11 protein-coding genes are annotated in these 15923 nt (G+C 54.3%); 6 read left to right on the top strand and 5 right to left on the bottom strand.

The features are described 5' to 3' along the window. Window positions 1-123: 123 nt before the first annotated feature. Window positions 124-1893: a S41 family peptidase gene (locus LOC67_RS13890; protein ID WP_230263208.1), complete on the bottom strand. Its 1770-nt coding sequence runs from the start codon at window positions 1891-1893 to the stop codon at window positions 124-126. Between the two features lie 1009 nt (window positions 1894-2902). On the opposite strand from LOC67_RS13890, the gene LOC67_RS13885 reads away from it, so the two are divergent. After that, a complete protein-coding gene (locus LOC67_RS13885) occupies window positions 2903-4933 on the top strand; it encodes a hypothetical protein (RefSeq protein WP_230263207.1) in 2031 nt (676 codons plus the stop codon). A 573-nt stretch (window positions 4934-5506) separates the two neighbouring features. Here the strand turns inward: LOC67_RS13885 and LOC67_RS13880 are convergent. Next, window positions 5507-5848, bottom strand: coding sequence for a hypothetical protein (locus tag LOC67_RS13880; protein ID WP_230263206.1), 342 nt, complete (start codon window positions 5846-5848; stop codon window positions 5507-5509). A 456-nt stretch (window positions 5849-6304) separates the two neighbouring features. Here LOC67_RS13880 and LOC67_RS13875 point away from each other — a divergent pair, with 456 nt between their 5' ends. Continuing rightward, window positions 6305-7681, top strand: coding sequence for a PQQ-binding-like beta-propeller repeat protein (locus LOC67_RS13875; RefSeq protein WP_230263205.1), 1377 nt, complete (start codon window positions 6305-6307; stop codon window positions 7679-7681). 99 nt (window positions 7682-7780) lie between these two features. Here the strand turns inward: LOC67_RS13875 and LOC67_RS13870 are convergent, their stop codons facing one another. Next, entirely contained in the window at window positions 7781-9223 is a 1443-nt protein-coding gene (locus LOC67_RS13870; protein WP_230263204.1) for a BBP7 family outer membrane beta-barrel protein, read from the bottom strand. A 609-nt stretch (window positions 9224-9832) separates the two neighbouring features. Between LOC67_RS13870 and LOC67_RS13865 the strand changes: the two genes are divergently transcribed. Together LOC67_RS13865 and LOC67_RS13860 are read left to right on the top strand one after the other, a co-directional pair. Continuing rightward, on the top strand, window positions 9833-12148 hold the full coding sequence (locus tag LOC67_RS13865; RefSeq protein WP_230263203.1) for a hypothetical protein: 2316 nt from the start codon (window positions 9833-9835) through the stop codon (window positions 12146-12148). A gap of 499 nt (window positions 12149-12647) precedes the next feature. Continuing rightward, window positions 12648-12887, top strand: coding sequence for a hypothetical protein (locus LOC67_RS13860; protein WP_230263202.1), 240 nt, complete (start codon window positions 12648-12650; stop codon window positions 12885-12887). 289 nt (window positions 12888-13176) lie between these two features. On the opposite strand, the gene LOC67_RS13855 is transcribed toward LOC67_RS13860, so the two are convergent. Then, a complete protein-coding gene (locus LOC67_RS13855; protein WP_230263201.1) occupies window positions 13177-13476 on the bottom strand; it encodes a hypothetical protein in 300 nt (99 codons plus the stop codon). A 135-nt stretch (window positions 13477-13611) separates the two neighbouring features. Between LOC67_RS13855 and aroH the strand changes: the two genes are divergently transcribed. Together aroH and LOC67_RS13845 are read left to right on the top strand one after the other, a co-directional pair. After that, window positions 13612-14049, top strand: coding sequence for a chorismate mutase (gene aroH / locus LOC67_RS13850; protein WP_230263200.1), 438 nt, complete (start codon window positions 13612-13614; stop codon window positions 14047-14049). A gap of 12 nt (window positions 14050-14061) precedes the next feature. After that, on the top strand, window positions 14062-15117 hold the full coding sequence (locus LOC67_RS13845; protein WP_230263199.1) for a hypothetical protein: 1056 nt from the start codon (window positions 14062-14064) through the stop codon (window positions 15115-15117). On the opposite strand, the gene LOC67_RS13840 is transcribed toward LOC67_RS13845, so the two are convergent. Further along, window positions 15114-15755, bottom strand: coding sequence for a hypothetical protein (locus LOC67_RS13840; protein WP_230263198.1), 642 nt, complete (start codon window positions 15753-15755; stop codon window positions 15114-15116). The genes LOC67_RS13845 and LOC67_RS13840 overlap by 4 nt on opposite strands. Window positions 15756-15923 lie beyond the last annotated feature (168 nt).

Genomic DNA, 15923 nt, shown 5'->3' with positions numbered 1-15923 from the left:
AACCACAAACCACCTCAGCTACGACTTACGGACCGCCACATGCCCTAAGGCCGGACCTTTGAAACCCAGTCCTTTAAAACACTTGCACTCAATAACGGTCGGTGCCGGATAGGGACAGTCAAACTAGCGAGTTCGTTGACTGATCAGCTGACTTTGTCCAGAGAGCTGACCGATCGCTTGTTGCATGACCTCGTCATCGAGATCGGTGACGATTTCACCTTCGTCGTTCGGGCGGGCGGCGATGTACTGGCTCTCGACAGGGACGTCGGGGAAAACGCCCCGTTGGCTAATCGCGGTTCCGTTGGGGGAATAAAACTTTGCCGTGGTGAGGCACAGTCCAAACTTTGCCGCTTGCATACGGAAGATTCCCTGGACGCTGCCCTTTCCATAGCTGCGTTGCCCCACAATGACGCCTCGCCCTGAATCCGACATAGCTCCCGCAAAGATTTCGCTCGCACTCGCACTGTCGTTGTCGATCAGGACCGCAAGTGGAAAGCTAAGTGTTTTGGTGCGGTGAGCGACATAGTCGAAATTCTCTCGCGAGTTCCGACCACGCGTGGTCACGATTCGTCCTTGGCTGAGGAACCGATCGGCGATGTCGACTGCCGCCGAAAGCAGCCCGCCTGGGTTTCCGCGTAGGTCCATAATCAGCGAACGCATGCCTTGTTGTTGCAATTGCCAGATCGCTTGCTCGACATCGCGCGGTGTCGTCTTTTGGAAGTTTGTCAGCCGAAGGTAGCCCACACCGTTTGACGGGTCGCAGATATGAACATTTTCTACACAAGGAACTTCGACGCGTCGTCGTGCAATATTGTATTCGCGTTCTGCACCTTCGGACGTTTGGACTGCGATTGACACAAACGAGTCTTCTGGTCCACGTAGTAGGTCAGCAGCAATTTCCGGTTTGCCGGTTCGCGTATCAGCTTGTTCCACCCGGACGATCCGATCCCCGGCTTTCAATCCGGCTTCTTCGGCGGGGCCGTTTGGAATCACCGAAAGGATCTCGAGTGAATCGGTGCTGGGACGTAGCTCGACACCAAGTCCGACGAAGTTACCTTCGATGTTGGAGAACATATCGTCCAACTGATCGCCAGATAAAAGGCGTGTGTAGGGGTCAAGCGTTGATACCGCACCACTGACGTATTCCAGAACAACTGCAGTCGGGCTAAGTCCGATTTCGTTGCGAGCAAGTTCAGCGACCGTCGCGACAGCGGCTCGCAAATCGTGTCGCCCATTGGTCGGACGGTTAGAAATCCGGCGATGGATTGTCTGCTGAAACTGATGAACCTTTTCCTGATCGGCCTCCGGCAAGACGTCGGTCACATAGCGATTTTCCGTCAGTGCGATCTCAAGTGCGGCGGTGCCATGCAAGAACACACGTGACCAGTCAACGTGCTCGACGTAGTGAGTTTCCAGGTTAGAAAGGATTTCGCTATAGAGGTCCAAAGCCTGTGCGGCGGTCATCTGGTGAACCGAATCAACAAAGCTTCGATCACGGTATCGTCGATTCACATCGGCATGCAAACGGCAGATAATCAGACGCTGATAAACCTGGCGTGAGTTAGGAAAATCACGGAAGGCCTTTTCGTAGTGCCGAATCGCTTCGGTCCAACGACGGTCGATTTCCAAAGCCGCGCCGTCTTCGAGCACAACATTCAGCGGATCCGTTTCAATCTGCTTAGCCGATTCAACCGCGGCAGGCAGTGGCTGCATCGTCGACGTTTGGGCATGCAGTGATCCGCTCGTCGCGCCGCCCCCGAAAAGAACCACACCGGTCATCAACAACTTCGCTCGAAGTGTTGACCTAGCACCGATAGCTCGATGGAAATGACGTTGATTGACGAATGGATTACAAGCCAAACGTGACAAACCGACCCGTGCGAATAGTGGCATGCTGAAGGGGCTCGTGCTGGTGTCTGAAGGAGGGAAGGATGGTTCGACGGCAAAGATTGCCAGCGAAATCGTGACCGCGCAAGACACCCAGAACGAGCGGTCAAGCGAATATAGGTCACAAAAGATGCCCGGTCAAAAAACCGTCCGACGGGAAATCACATTAAATGCTGTGATCGCTATCTCTTGATACACACCGTTAGGGTTGAATCAGTTGATCGCGTTGTGCAGAACAAGTCACCCTCATCAATGGATGACGCCCCGCGGCCCGTCGTGCGTTCCCTACGCAGAAAGCAACAGCGTTGCTGCCATGGCCTCAAGATTCCTTTAGCCGCAACGATGCTGCGGCGTTCCGATCGCCACTCGATTGAATGGCACTTGCAACGATATGCAGTGTCCTATTCGTGATCAAGGACCACACATCATCAAACATACGGATGCTGTGGCAACAAGCGATGCAGCAGTAGTCAGCACAGCAGCGATCTTTCAGGTAGGTAAACCGAGCTTTAACGATTCATGTGAACACCACTATTAATTCACACTCCTAAAAAGCTCATTTGATTCGACACGGACTGTCCGCGCAATCGTATGTCGTTTCGCACAATGTCATTTTTTTCCTGACCGCACCGGAGAGCCCAGCCGTCAAAGTTTCCGATACCTGCTTCTGTCCCGCAATCAGGCGACCTGCCAAGCCGCCAAACGTGAGCCGTCTTTATTTCACGTCCATTGCGAGACTTCATTCTGATTCACAAGGAACTGATTCCTTGTCGAATCGCCCCGCCAACTCGCCAACCACACGTTTACAAAGGAAAGGACTCCGCGACCGCGATCTTTCGCGTCTGCAACTCGCCGCCTGGCTTTCGATCAGAGGGATGGAACTCGGCCTCCCGCCGTGCTCTGACGATCACCACCAGTCGATCCTTGTTGCCATCCCTCCGACGCAAATCATCAATGACAACGAAGTCATGATGAAGTATCGCTGCGGCTCAGTCCTGGAAGGAGTAACGTCACGATGACCATAAAGAATAGTATCCGCAAAAAGCTTCGTCGCTTCGCACTCTTTTGTTTAGTCGCCGCGTCGACAACAGGAGTCTTCCATCCGAACCGACTTCACGCCGAAAACACCCACGACAGCAGCGAACTGTGCGGCTGGGTGGATGATCTCGCCAAAACCTCTGCCGCTACCGCAAAAGTAACTTCTGCTGAAACTCCTGAGTCGCTTCAATCAAACGATCAAACACTCGTTCCACACTTCTTGACGATCACCGTCGGTAATGAGCTGACGATCGATACCTGCAACTACGAAAAGTGGCTGCAAGGAACTCTGAAAACCTCCGCGACTCGGCCCACCACCGTTGTCTCGACTGCAAACGCGATTGTCGACACCGCGGCCAGAGCTAAAAACGCTTCGCGAACCGCAAGCGACTTCAACCAAACCCTCGCAACGATCGCTGCGGCAGCCGGCGCACCGGTCCCGTTCACACACTGGACGGAACCATTTGCCATGGTTGGTCCAACCGAATCATCCACGCAGGATGAAATCGCCGCGTTCCAAAACTGGATCGCGCATACGACTTCGATGTTTCGCGAGCTAAAAGACCAAGACTTTAAAGCCTTGATCGAAAGCCTGCCCGAATCGAAAGACAAGGTCGAAAGCGTAGAGATCGTCGCAGCGGCCGAAGTCACCGAGCCGGCGATTGAGGAAAGCATCTTGGTAGAAGATGTGAAAGTCAACGAAGTCGATGTCGATGTCCTCGCACTCAATGACGAAATCGAGCTGGACGAATACAACGAGGCTCCTTCGGTTGCCGATGAAAATCTCGCAGCGATTGATGACGTTTCAGGGATCGCAGTTGAAGTATCCGACGTCATCGAAGCTCAACCCTCGGAACCGATTTACGTCGACTTGCTAGAAGAGAACGAAGGTGAGTTGGTGATGGTGGAAACCACACCGATCGATGTGGTTGTAAAATTCGACACTGCTGCAGAACATGTTGGCAGCGCCCCGATGGTCTTTACGATCGAAGAAACCTTCGCATCATACGACATGACGGAAGACGATTTGGTGGCGGATGCTGAAACCCCAGTCGTTGCAGAACCATCGCCTGCTGTAGCTGCAGAGGAAACCCAGACGGAAACAATCGCCGTCTATCAACCTTCGGCGGAAGAATTCGCAAACGCGATTGCGGCACTCGAGAACGCTGCCAACACTGTCAACAACTTGTTCGCTACAGCTAACGAGCTTGCGACGGTTGAGGTTGCAACCCAGCCTGAAACCCAGCCTAAATCTCAGACCGTTGCCGAAGCAATCGTCGAGTCGGCCCCACCGAAGTTGCTTTGGACCGAAGTCATGCCTTCGCCAAGTCAACCGTTCTGCATCCGCGCAATCAACCAGCAGTACGAAACCGGATGGAGCCCCAAGGCGGACCAGGCTGTTCCATCTTGGCAACGACGTCTGCTGCCAGAACCGGAAAGTGATTCCGCACTAGAGATTGTCAAATCGGAAACGATGACGACTGAAATTGAGGTCGTCGCAGAAAACGCCACCGTTCCAGCCATCGAATCCGGTCCGTGGGCCGGGTCGCCAGAATGCTGGCTGGACGAACTGTTTAACAAGGCTGATGAAGTTGCCCAATTGCAGCATCATGTCAGCCAAAGCCTTCGCCCCCAACGGATTGGAAGTGAAGTCGCATCGCTGGTGGTGAGCGGTGATGGACTTGCTTCGGAATTTGCCATTCAGCTCGCCCAGGTTTGGCCAGCTGCCCCCGTCCAGGTAAATCCATTGCCGGTGAATCCAGCACCGGTCGATCCGATCGTGGGAAGCGGAGCGAAGCTGTTGGCACGAGCCGAGGCCGCCGAGCAGCCAGCGAATGAAGGTGCAGCGGAGCCCTTCAACGATGAGCAGCTCGCCCAGGTCCGTGCCACTTTGTTGCAGTGGGTCGACGTGGCCCAAAGCGTGATCGAAGACTTGAACGATCGCACGAGCGACGTGATTGAGGTTGCCCGAAATCGTGGAACTCAAGACGACTCGCAAGTGCGATAGAAGCAAGCTTCGAAGACGCTTTCGGTAAACACGACGAATCGAGCCGGACTTGTCCATCCTGCCGGCGCGCACTTTGATTCGGACCAACTGCCAGATCCGCTCGTTCTCAAACGGGTTACCCTCCCTCGCGTGCGAGAACGAGCGGATCTTTTTCCTTCCAATCGGATCGCTATCGCTTATTCATAGGAACTTGCGATGATCGCCATTCTTCTCGCATGCACCGTCAAAACGATTTTGTTCAAAAAGAAAAAGCCAGTGGCTCTGCTCGATGACTCATCATCGGAAACCACCGATCGATCTGCTGACTGATCGCTTTATCGATGCCCCGAGTCTGCTGACAAGTCGCCCTCCCCTGTCACACACTCGGTTTGCTAACCGCCAGCGGGAATGTTTGCGTGAGACATTCCTTCCCAATCCAGCCTGTTGATCGTGGATGTATCCCGCTGGCAAAGGCAACAAGGCTCGGCCATCCGCTTGGCCACCTTGCAGCTAAACAATCCTGCTAAAACCAATGGCAGGTTGGGTGGCCTAGAATCAAACGGTGTCCCCTGACTCGTACCTTCAGAAAACAGGTTAGTACTGCTGTGCGTTGCTTGGGGTTCCGTACTGCGGCAATTCCCATGGTGGAATTGGCCGCGTGGCTTGGTAGTCGTTTGGTTGAAAGTCCAGCTGGCCAGTCTGAGGATTCAACTCGCTCGGATAGGCAGGTGCAGGTTCTTCAAACGATTCCTCAGCCGAATTCTGGTGAGCTTCCAATAGCTCCTTGCCTTTTTCGATCGCTCGATTGGTATCCGCTCGGATCTCATCGCGGTTGAACCGAATCGTGGTTTCCTTCTCGTTGCGATCGATCGTGAACCAACCTGCAACAAAGGCGCAGAAGGCCAATGCTCCCAGGATGACTAGGCTACGTAACATCAACTCTTCCTTGGCTTTTGTGTCTTTGATGAAGATTACCGTCAGCAGAAATCTTCCCCGGCGGCATTCCTCCGTGGCTGCGGCGGAAGAAGTTTAGGTTTGCTGACCTGCGGTTTAAAGATCAATTCGGGGTGTGGCGGGACGCAGTCCAGAACATGGGCGATCCTAAACCCCGCTTATAATTGACCTTAGCGAAAAACCGCTACGGCGAGACGCAGTTCTCACCGTCTATTGAATCACGCGACACATCTATTTCGTGTCTTCATTTCAACATTGGTCGCCAAACACCTCTGCTGAAAGATTGGCCAACCCGGAAGGTATAGTCATCTCATCAGCGGCTGATTTCCTGTTTCACTGGGTTTTCGTATCTTGGGTTTTCCTATCTTGGGATCTCCTTTGCTGGGATCTCCTATGCTGAAAGCAGTCGTCCCCCCACCCTATTACCGAGCAATCTAGATGAATCGCCGACGCCGATCTGCCGCCATCCGAATGTCCGACGTCATAAAAGCCTCAAAGCGACTGCTACTGGGCACAGCCCTGCTAGCAATCGGTACGACCGCGTCAGCCGAAGACTGGAAAGGCTGGATGGGATCGAAACGCGACGGTGTATTGCACGAATCTGGTGTGGTAGATTCGATCCCCGCAGCCGGCCTTCCCGTCAAATGGCGACACCCGGTGGGCGCCGGCTACGCAGGCCCCGCTGTTGCGGACGGCAAAGTGTTCGTGACCGACTATCTGACCGCCAGTGGCAAAGCTTTCAACGATCCGGGCCAACGCGCCAAGCTACAAGGTCGAGAGCGGCTGTTGGCATTGGATGAAAAATCTGGCGAGGTCATCTGGGAATACGCCTACGACCGTCCCTACGAAATCAGCTACCCCTCCGGCCCACGCGCAACACCGACCATTGATGGGAATCGCGTCTATTTCCTTGGCGCCGAAGGTGACTTCACCTGTTTAAACACGAACGACGGAAGCGTTGTCTGGAAACGAAACCTCTCCACCGATTTCGGTGCTGACGTTCCGATTTGGGGATTCTCGGCGCATCCGCTGGTCCATGGCGATTTGATCTACACAATGGTGGGCGGTGATGGCCAAGGCATCGTTGCGTTTGACAAAAACACTGGCGAAGTCAGCTGGAAAGCTTTGGATGTCCCTGCCGGGTACTGTGCTCCGATCATTGTCGATGCCGGCGGGACATCGCAGTTGATCACATTCCATCCCGAAGGCGTCACCAGCTTTGCACCGGAAACGGGAAAAAAGTACTGGGACATTCCCGTCAGCCCGTCCTACGAAATGTCCGTCGCCGTTCCTGCGGTTAACGGTAACCATATCTTCGTCAGCTCGATCCACACCGAAGCGGTCTTGATCGAACTGGCAAGCGACACACCGACGGCGAAAGAAGTCTGGCGTGGCGAATCAAAGAACGCGGTCCACTGCAGCAATGCTCCAGCGTCATTCAAAGGCGATGTCATCTACGGCACCGATTGCAATCAAGGCGATCTGATTGCGGTCGACGCTTCCAACGGCAATCGTCTGTGGTCCACCTTCGAAGCAACCAAGCCCGGCGAAAAACGCTTCATCAAACACGGCACCGCTTTTTTAACGCGAGTCGGCGACAGCGACAGCTATTTTGTGATGAGCGAGAATGGCGACCTGATCGTTGCCGAGTTGACGTCCAAAGGCTTTGCCGAAAAAGGACGCATGCACGTGCTCGAACCGACCGGTGAAGCGTTTGGACGTCCAGTCGTTTGGAGTTACCCCGCCTACGCCAATCGAACTGCCTACATTCGCAACGACAAAGAAATCGTTGCCGTCAACTTGAGTGCAAAGTGACGGTCATAGAAGCCACTTCGCAAGCATCCGCAAAACCCAAAAAAACCCCGGCCGAGATTCGACCGGGGTTTTTGTTTGGTTGCGATGCGGAGAGTCGGATCACCAGGTGTATTCAGCACCGACGGTGAAACCTTGCAGTACCAAGTCGTCGTAGACAAAAGGACGATCAACATTCGTGGTCGCGAAGATGTTGGTGATCGTGTCCTTGTCCAGACCGCCGTAGACCATATCGTCGATTGCCATCACGTAGTAAGACGATCGTACGGTCAAGGAGTATGTCAGTCGGTAGATCATCTTCAGTTCGAAGTCAGCCATCACCGTGGTGTCTTGATCGAAGTCCGACAGGCTGGTGCTGCCGGGAGTCGCGTTGATACCCAGCGAGTTTGCCGAGACGAACGTTTTGCGATCGACATCGTTTTGTACCCAAGCAGCCTTGGAGCCGACGCCTAGCGAAACACCGGGGACGACGTTCCACCAGAAGTCAAAACCGGCTTGTGGTCCGAACAAATGATTCTTCGTACTCGACTCACTTTGGAAGAAGCGGCTGTTATCGTTTGCAACCGAGGTTGAGTAGAGCAGCGAGTCGTCATAGCGGACATATCGCAGACCCACCAACCAAGAGCTTTGGAAGCGGCAGTAAGGGAACATCGTACGACGACGATAATTTAGTTCAGCCGAGTGAAACGCACTGCGTGCGACCAAGCTTTGTGTTGTCGATCGGTCGGTGTCATCGTAGCCGTTTGCTGGCGTGACACCGAAGTCGCTGATGAACGAGTACAGGTCGTTACCCGATGAAACTGCCGATGCGGTGCCGCTCCATTCGTTGCCGCCCATGTAGACGCCTTCGATGTTTCCACCGGGGCCCCACAGGAATGCAGCCGATGCACGGACGCCGCCTTCCAAGTCATCCTCGCCAACATTGTCGAGAGTCAGAACAGGAGTTCCGCTGATGCCTTGCGTCGTGATGACACTTGGAACACCGCCGCCGATCTCACGGCTCAGGAACATCCCTTCCAGACTAAGATCGTACCAACGCTGCGAGCAAAGCTGAGCTTCGCCGTAAGGACGCAACATCGAAACGGCACCGGCCACAACCGATCCTGCATAGCCAAATGGTAGCTCGCGACATGCGGTGCATCCTGCACCACGGCAGAACAGACAAGCCGGTCCGCCGCCCGATCGCATCTTGCCGAGCAAGCCGCCGCCACCAAGAGCACTGTTGCAGCTACATCCGCCGCCACCGCCGCACGAACCGCATACCATGCGGTCCATTGCAGGCATCATTCCGGCTGAACCGCAACCGGAGTCGCAGTAGCCAACTGGGGTGATCCCGCCAGGACCACCAGGTATTCCCATTGGCGGCGCACCTGCAGGAAGCACATAGCCACTTCCCTCCAGGTCATAGCCGGCCAAGGAGATCCCTTGTGCGCCTGCGGTCATCACGGTTGCCAACGCCAACATGACTGCACAAGCAGTACCGCAGATTTGCGACATGGTTCCGACGCGGGCCAAAAGTAATTTTGTAGATGGTCTGTAGAGCATGGTTCGAATCATTCGGTGCATCGCAAACGTCTCCGCGGTCGCAGCCGCCTCATTGATTGGGCTCGTTTGCCCGAGCCACTGCTAACGCTTTCCTGCGTCAGTTCTCCCGAGCCACGATAGATTGGTGGGAGGGATGACATGGTGTGCGAATACACCGACCGCCTCAGCATCAAGCATTCGATGCCGCGCTTTGACAGTCCCGGTTTTCCCCCCCTGGACATTTTTTGAAGCGATTGGCCCTGATGCCGGACGGAAACGCATCCCTGCGTTCGACACGTTCAGCATCATGCTGACAATCCCTTCAGCCGGAGTTATCGGCACGACCGGGCGTGAGGGTTTGGCAAATTCCGGTAGAAGCAGTCAGGAAATCTTTGGCGATCGCGAAAAATCAAGGTCGAGTTTCCACAATTTTGCGAATCACCCGCTTTTTTTGCCATCCATCGGGGGAGCAGAGCATTGCGGGGTTTGATTCGTGCCGTCAGAGTGCTGACAATAGCGCACAGCTGAGCAGATTGGAGCATTGGGCAAACTTGGGATTGCGCAGATGAAGCGTCTGTGAACCTCAATCCCGCAAAACGACAATTGATCGACCGGCGCCGTTGATTTCACATGGACCATCCCTCGACGAAAAACGCAGACTCGCTTGGTCAATCCAAGCCGCAGTCCGCCCGTCGAAAGGGGAAGCGGGACAAGAATGCTAAGCCAGCGACACCTTCAGACAGCTACGCAAGTGCGGATCTGGCTTCGAACATCTCCGGCGATACCGAGTCACTGCAGTCGCTCAAATCCCGTTTAGGGTTGCCCCCCGCCAAGCTGCTCGATGATCTGCAGGAACTTTTTCGACAAGCCTGCTTGGACTACCAAGCCAACCACCATGCTTTGCCGTCAGCAGATCCCGGTCGATGGTTCCTGACCGCACAAGGCGAACTCGTCTACGGCCCCTCTGCATCCGGCTCCATCGCGGTAAATGAATCCAGTGAGCGCGATTCCGGTTCGCTACACAGCAATGATGTCAGCACCGTGGTCGCGGATTTTCGACGCCGACTAAGCTCGCCGGACAGTCAAGGATCTCTCCACAGCAATGCGTCTAAAGAATTAGCCGAGGGTCGCTCCCCAACGGCGTCGAAAATCGAGACGGCTGGCTCCACAGGTAGTGTCTCGAATTCAATAGGTCCTGTCACCAATGCCCGCCAGACCAACCGAACCGACGGTCTCAGGCAGCGACTCGATAGCCATCACGTCGAGGAGACGGAAACGTCGGGAATGACGGACGCTGAACAGGACCGAAGAAAAGTCCTGGTCGACCAATTCACTCGGGCCTTGATCGAACGTTTTGGTGAAGAGCGAGTTCAACGGACGCCCGAACCGGTCATCCACCCGCGTGGACTGAAACTGAAACCGATTGAACGAGATCGCAAGTTTAACTGGAACCTCGTGCTTGGCGTGGCATCGCTCGCAGCCGTGATTGCGTTGTGCTACGTCGGGTTCACCATCGCCAACCAGCGAAAAGAAAGGATTGCCAATCAACCCCGTGTCAAACAATCCGATACGTTGACACCGCCCAAAGCACAAGAACGCGTCGCTGCTAAAGACGACGACTCTCACTTATCGGTTGATTTGCCCTCTCCTACGGAATCATCGGAAGACCTCCAATCGATCGAACCTGCTGAGTCATTCTCCTCGAACGATCAGGTTGCCATCGGCTCGGCCACCAGTGATATCCAATCCGCAATTGAACGGTTGACTCGCCCAGAAGGGTTGCCAACCGAATCGACGTTTCGCCCTAGCGAGAACAGCCTCAAGAAACCGAAGTCGACCGAATCGATACTGGACCTGCTTGGCAACACCAATCAGACAGTCAAGCAAGCACAGAAAAGCACAGTGCTTGCTTCTGACGCGGAAAAACTCGGCGGCGAAAAGCCCGAGGATGTATTGCTGAATGTCTCGCAGGGCACGGCGGACGAGGATCCATCCTCGCCAAAGAATCAGGTCAGTTGGCAGGAGTTCGAAGCAGGTTTCGTCGAACTTCCCTTGCCAAGTGACAGTGAGCAGGCTGTCCAAATCACGAATGTGCAAACGCCATTGAGCCAACTTGAGTTTCCTAAGCCCTATCGAATCAGTCTGCGAAACGAAGGATCGACTACGAAGATCGTTGACGAATCCAAGGAACAAGTCATTGCCATCCTGTCAGGAAATTCCAGTCCGCAATTTCGCTGGACTCAGGAGGGGGCTCAGTCCGTCAACTCACAAAAGCTGTTTCACGGCCGTTTGATCGATTCGTCCAAGCAGCCGATCTACCTACGCCCGGCCCTGAATGCTCAGCGGATCGGTGAGTTGTTCACGGAAGCCGCGCCCCGGCGATGGATGCTGAAGCACCCAATTATCAGGGACAAGACTCATTTGGACCTTCGCTTCCAAAGTGAATCTGAAGCGATTCAATTCCGTTGGATTCAACCGATCGATTTGCTGTCCGACGGGAAACAAATTGGCATCGTTGAAATTACACCAACAGAAACAGACTTGGTGGCGATTCGATTGCAAATCACAGTCAGCTGTGACCGCGAACTGGAATTGATGGTGCAGTGGTTTGGCCGACTGGACCCCAACTATCAGTTTCAATATTTCACCAAAAACCACCTCTACGATGAACTTCGTTCCCGGGCAACCAGCCGAACAGCCTTGCTAACGCGGATCGACTTGCTCGAAACATCGCTTAGCAGCCAGACGTCGTCTCAGCAGCGCATCACCAAAGCAGACATCAAGGCGAAGAAACAACAACTTGATGCATTGGAGCCAACCGTTGAGCGGCTTCAGACACTTTGGAACATGGCCCAAGAAATCGAGGTGTCGACGGAGCTGGATCTGAATCTTTATGTCCAGTGGCCTGACGACCAACAGACAATCTTCAAAACGGTCGGCCGTTGATCTCGACTTGCACCAAGCAACAAAACTAAACGCGGCGGTGAAAACCGGTGTGAAACCAGATGTTTCACACATGAGATGAATCGATTTTCAGATACCAGCCGCCTTACGGTACCTGTCACGGTCACTGTGACGTCATGCGTCGGATCTTTCCGGTCGCTAGTTCAGTGCTGAGGCGGCAAGGCGGAGCGCGCCGGGCACTGTTGTTCTTCTTAAAAGTACCCGTCACAGTCCCTGTGACGCCATGCGTCGGATCTTTCCGGTCGTTAGTTTCAGTGCTGCGGCGGCACGGCGGAGCGCGCCGGGTACTATTGTTGTGCCTGAAAGTACTCGTCACAGTCCCTGTGACGCCGGGCTTCATTTAGCCGCCGATGACGGCTTTTTCGGAAAATCGCCCCTGGGGGTTAAGCTTTGCCGGTTATTCATCCGATACCGGTTCTGACGGGATTCGAAGCCGCACCGCGGACCCGACATGTAAAGATCCAACTTAGGCACGGAAGCCATGAGCCGAAAAAAGACTTCTGGACGCATCTCTCGAGTCGCCGCAATCGCTATCGTCACGGGTACCTGCTTGGCAGGTGCCACCGGTTGCCAAGTATCGATGAATGGACAAACTCTCCCCAGCCCGTACTACCTTCAAGATGATGTGCAGTACTTCCCGGCTGGACCCGAATTCAAATTGTCGCGCGAAGCGGCTGCTCTGAAAGCAGCTCGTGCTCAAGAGAAACTGTCTCGCGATTGATCGCCAGACACCACTCTAATTTGAAAGCCGAACGCGCGAAACTCACTGGGCTCCCGAGCGAACTTGAACATCGCTCGGGAACTCCGTTGAATCGTTGCCGTTCCCCTATCTGCAGCTTTCAGCATCGCCGATTCAGCGTGAATGTTGGGCGACAATACCTGAGCCGTTCTGGCGCTAGCCACGGTTGAGTGATCTGTCTGAATCCAATCACTCACACAACCGACGCTAACGCGTTTCGGCTCATCGGAACTCACAAATGGGCATAACGACGCTGGACCGGGTTCGGCAACTACGCCAGCTTTGCCAGGGCCTCGGCAACTAGCGCGGGGTCGTCTTTTTCTCGCAAGTGTTCGATCTGTTCGTTTGACAGTCCCGCCTTTTCGAGGTGGCTGCACAACCGCTTCCAAACCGTCAACCGCTTCTTGCCTTCGCTGAGGTACAGCTCGGTGACAGCCTCTTGCGCTTTCTGAATCCCGATCGCATCGCGATTTCGGTAGTAATTCTTGATAATCCGTTCTTGGTGGGGCGTGCGATTTGCGTTCATGGAATAGATAATCTTCAGGTTCAGGAATGACGCGGACGAATCCATTGATCGCGTCTCCATGGTTATCGGCAAGGGCCTCTTTGCGCTATAGTACGCAATACAGGGAACGCTTTGTACGGCTAAAGCACAGCACGAGCGCCAACAATTTGCATTCTTATCGAGAGTGAAAGGAAAGACGAAATGACGACCGCATGCCGAGGCGTTCGAGGGGCCACGACTGTCGATGTCGATGATCGCGATGAAATCTTGCTGAAAACGCGTCAGCTATTGGCGCTGATGATCCGCCAGAACGAAATCGACACGGCGGACGTTGCCAGCGCCCTGTTTACCGTTACCAAAGACCTTAAAGCAGAATTCCCCGCCTTGGCAGCCCGCCAATTGGGCTGGGATGAAGTGCCACTTTTGTGTGGATACGAGATTTCTGTCGAACGTTCACTGCCACGCTGCATCCGTGTGCTCCTACACTGGAATACACCAAAGAAGCAAGCCGATGTACGCCACGTCTATTTGCATGACGCGGTCAAACTTCGCCCCGACCTTTGTGACTTGCCGCCCGTCGATTTCGAAGAACTTGAACAATGGATTCAGTCACAGATCTCATCGAGTTCCGCAAGCTGAAAAGCTAACTTAGTGTCCCGCGCCCCCGCTCGCCCGGGGAAATCGGTCAACTGTCGAACGCTTACTGAGCCCCAAGGCTTTATTTTGGCGAAAAAGTCCAACCTGAGGTTTCAAACCGCTGCCGAACTAAGTGTGATCCACGCGTCTTACGTGATTGGAACCGGCGCCCGATGCACCGACAAAGCCACGGAAGACAAGTTGTCGGCTCCGACAAGCCAGATTAATACGAGGCTGGCATCGACCATGGCCGATGTCCCCGGTTTTTGGTCAGCCTTGTTCGCCGAAGTCGCTGCCGGCGCTTCGTTAAAGCTCGCCTGTGAAGAAGCACTTGCGATCGCAGGATGTAGTGAGCTGCAAATCGAAGCGACCGCGGCTGCACTTTGCAGCCAACTGGACGAATGCAGGATCGCCCTCGCCAATCGGTTCCCAAAACTGCAGGAACAGCTGAAGCTACGAGCCGGTCCGCTGCGTGATCGCTGGCAAACCTATGGTCCGGGGATGCTAATCGAAACCGCCAAACTGATCTGGCATTCGACGCCACCAGACGGTTGGTGGCCCGAAACGATCGACTGTTTGTTGGTCCAACCGTTTCGTGGTGGCGATGGCGGCTTTGATTCGGGAAGCCGTCGTATTTGGATCGAAGCGATGTTGACCGATCCCGATCCTGTCGTCACCGAAGTCACCCGCCTAGCGTATTACGCAACGCAGGTTGCCATCGGTAGACATTTGGAGCAGTCTCTCGGTCCCGGACCGCAAATCGATCATCCCGAAGGCTTCGGTTCCGGCACCCGTCGCCACACTCTACTGCCATGGGACTTGGGTTCGGTTCCGGTTGTCTTGCAAGCGGCATTCAACTTGGGGCTCCATTCCCAAAAGGATCTTCCCATCGGCAAGGCCATCACGCTATGGCGACTTGGCGACGAGGCTGTTGCCGAAACCACCGAAGCTTGGTGGAAACAATGGAAAGATCGCAACGCCGCAATGCCGGTCTCGCTAAAAGGCCTTTCCGAAATGCTGCAGCCACTCGCCCAGCGACGCCAAGCGAGTCGTCTTCAAGATCCCATCTAACCGTTGCTATCGTTGCCAATCTTGACTTTGATCGAACCGAGCATCTTGGTCATCTCTTCTTCTTTGGTGCCAACAAAGAGAATGTTATCCAAGACAATCGCTCGCTTTTCAGTCGCCGGATGCAAAATTAAACGACCTGCCCCAAGCAACGCATACTCAAAGACGTCGTTGATCTCTTTGTCGACACGCAAGTTGGGCGCCGGATAGCGTTTCAAGTCACTTAGCATGCCATGGTGGTGCAGCAGTTCGTTGTTGGAAAGTTCCCAGTAGTTGAATCGCGTGCTGACGAACACCGCGATGTACATCAATCCCATTCCGAACGTCATACACAAAAAGAAAGTCGTGTTCGCGACCGGTCGGATGCTTTTTGCCCAGCCTTCAAGTGCCGGTAGCAAACCCGGACGGGAAAGAAATAACAGCCATAGCCCCATAGCGACCGACGTCACCACGAACATCAACGTCAATGAAGTCGCTCGTGGAAAATCAAAGACGATGACGAACATATTCGCCATCAGAACGGCCAAGAACAATCCGGTCATCATCACGGCCGTTCTGTCTTCGACTGGATTGACCGAATCATAGCCGCCGAGCCACAGCACCAACGACGCGATAATCGAAACGATTAGAGTCGGATACATGAAAATGAATTTGGGGTAGGGAACAAGCAAAATTCGCTTTCTGGCCCCGTTCCCAGATGAACCACTCGACACGGGTGTTTTCGTTTCTTGTTGATCGCCTTGGCTCATCGCAACTGTATCCTGCCTTCACGTTCCTACTGTTTCTCACGTAGTGCTACCAATCGCACT

Origin of the sequence: Stieleria sp. JC731 (genome assembly GCF_020966635.1) — a bacterium.
Taxonomy (GTDB): domain Bacteria; phylum Planctomycetota; class Planctomycetia; order Pirellulales; family Pirellulaceae; genus Stieleria.
The sequence above is the reverse complement of the archived record's forward strand: the minus strand, read 5'-3'. Positions and strand labels throughout refer to the sequence as shown.

What these genes read in the sequence shown, in the direction of transcription:
- LOC67_RS13890 (WP_230263208.1), bottom strand. Translation starts at nt 1,893, where the DNA reads ATGCCACTATTCGCACGGGTCGGTTTGTCACGTTTGGCTTGTAATCCA.
- LOC67_RS13885 (WP_230263207.1), top strand. Translation starts at nt 2,903, where the DNA reads ATGACCATAAAGAATAGTATCCGCAAAAAGCTTCGTCGCTTCGCACTC.
- LOC67_RS13880 (WP_230263206.1), bottom strand. Translation starts at nt 5,848, where the DNA reads ATGTTACGTAGCCTAGTCATCCTGGGAGCATTGGCCTTCTGCGCCTTT.
- LOC67_RS13875 (WP_230263205.1), top strand. Translation starts at nt 6,305, where the DNA reads ATGAATCGCCGACGCCGATCTGCCGCCATCCGAATGTCCGACGTCATA.
- LOC67_RS13870 (WP_230263204.1), bottom strand. Translation starts at nt 9,223, where the DNA reads ATGCTCTACAGACCATCTACAAAATTACTTTTGGCCCGCGTCGGAACC.
- LOC67_RS13865 (WP_230263203.1), top strand. Translation starts at nt 9,833, where the DNA reads ATGGACCATCCCTCGACGAAAAACGCAGACTCGCTTGGTCAATCCAAG.
- LOC67_RS13860 (WP_230263202.1), top strand. Translation starts at nt 12,648, where the DNA reads ATGAGCCGAAAAAAGACTTCTGGACGCATCTCTCGAGTCGCCGCAATC.
- LOC67_RS13855 (WP_230263201.1), bottom strand. Translation starts at nt 13,476, where the DNA reads ATGGATTCGTCCGCGTCATTCCTGAACCTGAAGATTATCTATTCCATG.
- aroH (WP_230263200.1), top strand. Translation starts at nt 13,612, where the DNA reads ATGACGACCGCATGCCGAGGCGTTCGAGGGGCCACGACTGTCGATGTC.
- LOC67_RS13840 (WP_230263198.1), bottom strand. Translation starts at nt 15,755, where the DNA reads ATGTATCCGACTCTAATCGTTTCGATTATCGCGTCGTTGGTGCTGTGG.